The 5,618-nt window shown below is 55.7% G+C and carries 3 rRNA genes; all 3 read right to left on the reverse strand.

The window, feature by feature from the left end:
- Positions 1-24: 24 nt before the first annotated feature.
- The 3 genes from rrf to ACYVIO_RS43155 all read right to left on the reverse strand — a co-directional run bounded on the left by rrf (position 25) and on the right by ACYVIO_RS43155 (position 5,401).
- Positions 25-142 (reverse strand): 5S ribosomal RNA (rrf, locus tag ACYVIO_RS43145).
- A 140-nt stretch (positions 143-282) separates the two neighbouring features.
- A 23S ribosomal RNA gene (locus ACYVIO_RS43150) occupies positions 283-3,409 on the reverse strand.
- A 474-nt stretch (positions 3,410-3,883) separates the two neighbouring features.
- Positions 3,884-5,401, reverse strand: a 16S ribosomal RNA gene (locus tag ACYVIO_RS43155).
- The 16S, 23S and 5S rRNA genes sit together here, the layout of an rRNA operon.
- Positions 5,402-5,618 lie beyond the last annotated feature (217 nt).

Consider the following 5,618-nt stretch of genomic DNA (forward strand, 5'->3'; position numbering starts at 1 on the left):
GGGGTGGCCCTTAACAGTGTGAATGTCCGGCGACGTCCTACTCTCCCACGACCTCCCGGTCGCAGTACCATCGGCGCTGAAGGGCTTAACTTCCAGGTTCGGAATGGAGACTGGGTGTTTCCCCGACGCTATGGTCACCGTAACTCTATAGAAATATCAACCAACCACACACACAACCACTTACAGCTTGGCTGGGGGTTGACCGTATTCCGGGAACCGTACAGTGAACGCGAACATTACTTACGCAGCATAAAGTCTCTATGTATGACCACAAAGTGGTGTTGAGACAAGCCCTCGGCCTATTAGTACCAGTCAGCTCCACACCTTACGGCGCTTCCACCTCTGGCCTATCAACCCAGTGGTCTACTGGGGGCCTTACCCGATTAACTCGGTGGGAGACCTCATCTTGAAGCGTGCTTCCCGCTTAGATGCTTTCAGCGGTTATCACTCCCGAACGTAGCCAACCAGCCGTGCTCCTGGCGGAACAACTGGCACACCAGAGGTTCGTCCACCCCGGTCCTCTCGTACTAGGGGCAGCCCTTCTCAAGTCTCCTGCGCGCGCAGCGGATAGGGACCGAACTGTCTCACGACGTTCTAAACCCAGCTCGCGTGCCGCTTTAATGGGCGAACAGCCCAACCCTTGGGACCTACTCCAGCCCCAGGATGCGACGAGCCGACATCGAGGTGCCAAACCATCCCGTCGATATGGACTCTTGGGGAAGATCAGCCTGTTATCCCCGGGGTACCTTTTATCCGTTGAGCGACGGTGCTCCCACATGCCACCGCCGGATCACTAGTTCCGACTTTCGTCCCTGCTCGACATGTCTGTCTCACAGTCAAGCTCCCTTGTGCACTTACACTCGACACCTGATTGCCAACCAGGCTGAGGGAACCTTTGAGCGCCTCCGTTACCTTTTAGGAGGCGACCGCCCCAGTCAAACTACCCACCAGGCACTGTCCCTGATCCAGATAATGGACCGAAGTTAGACAGCCAGAACAACCAGAGTGGTATTTCAACGATGACTCCACCCGAACTGGCGTCCGGATTTCACAGTCTCCCACCTATCCTACACAAGTTGTACCGACCACCAATACCAAGTTGTAGTAAAGGTCCCGGGGTCTTTCCGTCCTGCTGCGCGTAACGAGCATCTTTACTCGTAATGCAATTTCGCCGAGTCCATGGTTGAGACAGCGCCCAAGTCGTTACGCCATTCGTGCAGGTCGGAACTTACCCGACAAGGAATTTCGCTACCTTAGGATGGTTATAGTTACCACCGCCGTTTACTGGCGCTTAAGTTCAAAGCTTCGCCGGCCTAAACCAGCTAACCTGTCCCCTTAACGTTCCAGCACCGGGCAGGCGTCAGTCCGTATACATCGAATTACTTCTTCGCACGGACCTGTGTTTTTAGTAAACAGTCGCTTGGGCCTGGTCTCTGCGGCCATCAACGCTTCCATGGGCAAGCCATGTAACGCATCCGGCCCCCCTTCTCCCGAAGTTACGGGGGCATTTTGCCGAGTTCCTTAACCATGGTTCACTCGATCGCCTTGGTATTCTCTACCTGATCACCTGTGTCGGTTTGGGGTACGGGCGGCTCTAACACTCACTACGAAGTTTTTCTTGGCAGCATGGGATCATCCACTTCCCCTGAACGGGTCCGCCTCGGTTCTCAGGCTATATGAGACACGGATTTGCCTATGCCTCGCCCTACCACCTTGCCCGCGGATCAGCTTGCGCCTACCATCGCCGCGGATGGACTGCCCTCCTGCGTCACTCCTTAGTGCACCTAATACCACCTCGGGTCAACAGATCCACTACTTGGCCCGAAGGCCGCCTAGCTTCTCGGTTTTAGCATCAGTGACCTCGGTCGGGTCGTGTTAATGCCGGTACGGGAATATCAACCCGTTGTCCATCGACTACGCCTGTCGGCCTCGCCTTAGGTCCCGACTTACCCAGGGCAGATTAGCTTGACCCTGGAACCCTTGATCATTCGGCGGACGGGTTTCTCACCCGTCATTCGCTACTCATGCCTGCATTCTCACTCGTGCAGCATCCACAACTAGATCACTCTGCTGCTTCACACGCTGCACGACGCTCCCCTACCCATCCACACACCTGGACACCAATCAAGTCGGTGCCGAGTACTAATATGAATGCCACAGCTTCGGCGGATTGCTTGAGCCCCGCTACATTGTCGGCGCGGAATCACTTGACCAGTGAGCTATTACGCACTCTTTCAAGGGTGGCTGCTTCTAAGCCAACCTCCTGGTTGTCTGGGCAACTCCACATCCTTTTCCACTTAGCAATCGCTTAGGGGCCTTAGCTGGTGATCTGGGCTGTTTCCCTCTCGACTACGGAGCTTATCCCCCGCAGTCTCACTGCCGCGCTCTCACTTACCGGCATTCGGAGTTTGGCTGATTTCGGTAAGCCGGTAAGCCCCCTAGACCATCCAGTGCTCTACCTCCGGTAAGAAACACGCGACGCTGCACCTATATGCATTTCGGGGAGAACCAGCTATCACGGAGTTTGATTGGCCTTTCACCCCTATCCACAGGTCATCCCCCAGGTTTTCAACCCTGGTGGGTTCGGTCCTCCACGCGGTCTTACCCGCGCTTCAACCTGCCCATGGATAGATCACTCCGCTTCGGGTCTAGAGCATGCGACTAAAGCGCCCTATTCAGACTCGCTTTCGCTACGGCTACCCCACACGGGTTAACCTCGCCACACACCACTAACTCGCAGGCTCATTCTTCAAAAGGCACGCCGTCACACCCACACAAGGTGAGCGCTCCGACGGATTGTAGGCAACCGGTTTCAGGTACTATTTCACTCCCCTCCCGGGGTACTTTTCATCTTTCCCTCACGGTACTAGTCCGCTATCGGTCACCAAGAAGTATTTAGGCTTAGCGGGTGGTCCCGCCAGATTCACACGGAATTTCAAGAGTTCCGTGCTACTCGGGAAAACACTCGGAAGTCACTGTCTTACGCCTACGGGGCCATTACCCACTACGGCCCGGCATTCCAACCGGTTCAGCTTCAACAATGATTTATAACTCCCTGACACCACGGCATTAGTGTCTGAATGCTCCCACAACCCCACATACGCAACGCACGCCGGCTATCACACGCACATGGTTTAGCCTCATCCGCTTTCGCTCGCCACTACTCACGGAATCACTATTGTTTTCTCTTCCTGCGGGTACTGAGATGTTTCACTTCCCCGCGTTCCCTCCAGAACCCTATGTGTTCAGGAACTGGTAACTGGCTTTAGAATGCCAGCTGGGTTTCCCCATTCGGACACCCCCGGATCACAGCTTGGTTGCCAACTCCCCGGGGCTTATCGCAGGCTCCAACGTCCTTCATCGGCTCTTGGTGCCTAGACATCCACCGATTGCCCTTAGTAGCTTGTCACACATACATAAGGAACAATACATTGCTACAAAAGATGCTCGCGTCCACTATACAGTTCTCAAAATACGGGCAGGATAACCGGTTCGTAACCACCACTACCCTCGGACAACAACACTCGAAGGGAAAAACCACCCTCGAGCATCACCATCACCAGGAGTTTGGTGAGAGCCGGCCCCAGCCACACACCCACACCAGAATCCGCAAAGATTCCAGTGTGGAAGCGGCCTAGAAAAACCAGTCCATCCCTCCAGCAGGAGAGTTGGCCCGATTCCTCAGGACCCAACAGCGCGCCTCGGCCTTTCACCCAACCCCACTCACGTTCCACACCCTTGCGGGTAGTACTTGTTCGATCGGTTGCGATCCCGGCCTAATGGTCAATGTTCCACATTCCGAAGCACCGTCGCCCTAGAACGGATGTCTAGGAAACGACGAGTAGACACTGGACTCTTACGAGCCAGCGTCAATGCTCCTTAGAAAGGAGGTGATCCAGCCGCACCTTCCGGTACGGCTACCTTGTTACGACTTCGTCCTAATCGCCAGCCCCACCTTCGACGGCTCCCTCCACAAGGGTTAGGCCACCGGCTTCGGGTGTTGCCGACTTTCATGACGTGACGGGCGGTGTGTACAAGGCCCGGGAACGTATTCACCGCAGCGTTGCTGATCTGCGATTACTAGCGACTCCGACTTCATGGGGTCGAGTTGCAGACCCCAATCCGAACTGAGACCGGCTTTTTGGGATTCGCTCCACCTTGCGGTTTCGCAGCCCTTTGTACCGGCCATTGTAGCATGCGTGAAGCCCTGGACATAAGGGGCATGATGACTTGACGTCATCCCCACCTTCCTCCGAGTTGACCCCGGCAGTCTCCTATGAGTCCCCACCATTACGTGCTGGCAACATAGGACGAGGGTTGCGCTCGTTGCGGGACTTAACCCAACATCTCACGACACGAGCTGACGACAGCCATGCACCACCTGTATAGGACCCTTACGGACCTCACATCTCTGTGAGATTTCCCTATATGTCAAACCCAGGTAAGGTTCTTCGCGTTGCATCGAATTAATCCGCATGCTCCGCCGCTTGTGCGGGCCCCCGTCAATTCCTTTGAGTTTTAGCCTTGCGGCCGTACTCCCCAGGCGGGGCGCTTAATGCGTTAGCTGCGGCACGGAGGACGTGGAATGTCCCCCACACCTAGCGCCCAACGTTTACGGCGTGGACTACCAGGGTATCTAATCCTGTTCGCTACCCACGCTTTCGCTCCTCAGCGTCAGGTAAGGCCCAGAGAGCCGCCTTCGCCACCGGTGTTCTTCCTGATATCTGCGCATTCCACCGCTACACCAGGAGTTCCGCTCTCCCCTGCCTACCTCTAGTCTGCCCGTATCGGAAGCAGGCTCGGAGTTAAGCTCCGAGTTTTCACTCCCGACGTGACGAACCGCCTACGAGCCCTTTACGCCCAATAATTCCGGACAACGCTCGGACCCTACGTATTACCGCGGCTGCTGGCACGTAGTTGGCCGGTCCTTCTTCTGCAGGTACCGTCACTCTCGCTTCGTCCCTGCTGAAAGAGGTTTACAACCCGAAGGCCGTCATCCCTCACGCGGCGTTGCTGCGTCAGGCTTTCGCCCATTGCGCAATATTCCCCACTGCTGCCTCCCGTAGGAGTCTGGGCCGTGTCTCAGTCCCAGTGTGGCCGGTCGCCCTCTCAGGCCGGCTACCCGTCGACGCCTTGGTAGGCCATTACCCCACCAACAAGCTGATAGGCCGCGAGCCCATCCCCAACCGCCAGAACTTTCAACCCCCAGTCATGAAACCAGGAGTGATATCCGGTATTAGACCCCGTTTCCGAGGCTTATCCCGAAGTTGAGGGTAGGTTGCTCACGTGTTACTCACCCGTTCGCCGCTCGTGTACCCCCGAAGGGGCCTTACCGCTCGACTTGCATGTGTTAAGCACGCCGCCAGCGTTCGTCCTGAGCCAGGATCAAACTCTCCGTTGAAATCTATATATCCACCACGGCGAACCATGGAGAACAGACAAACGAAAAACGATCCAATGCAATCAGAAACAAATCAAACTGACTTGAATCCAGAAAAATTACAAAGGAATCCAATCACGAACCACCAAAGATGGCCGTGAATGGGGGTTAATGCTAAATTTCGGCATTGACTTTCGGCACGCTGTTGAGTTCTCAAGAATCGGGCGCACACCGCGTC

The sequence above is a fragment of the Kribbella endophytica genome (genome assembly GCF_054781295.1).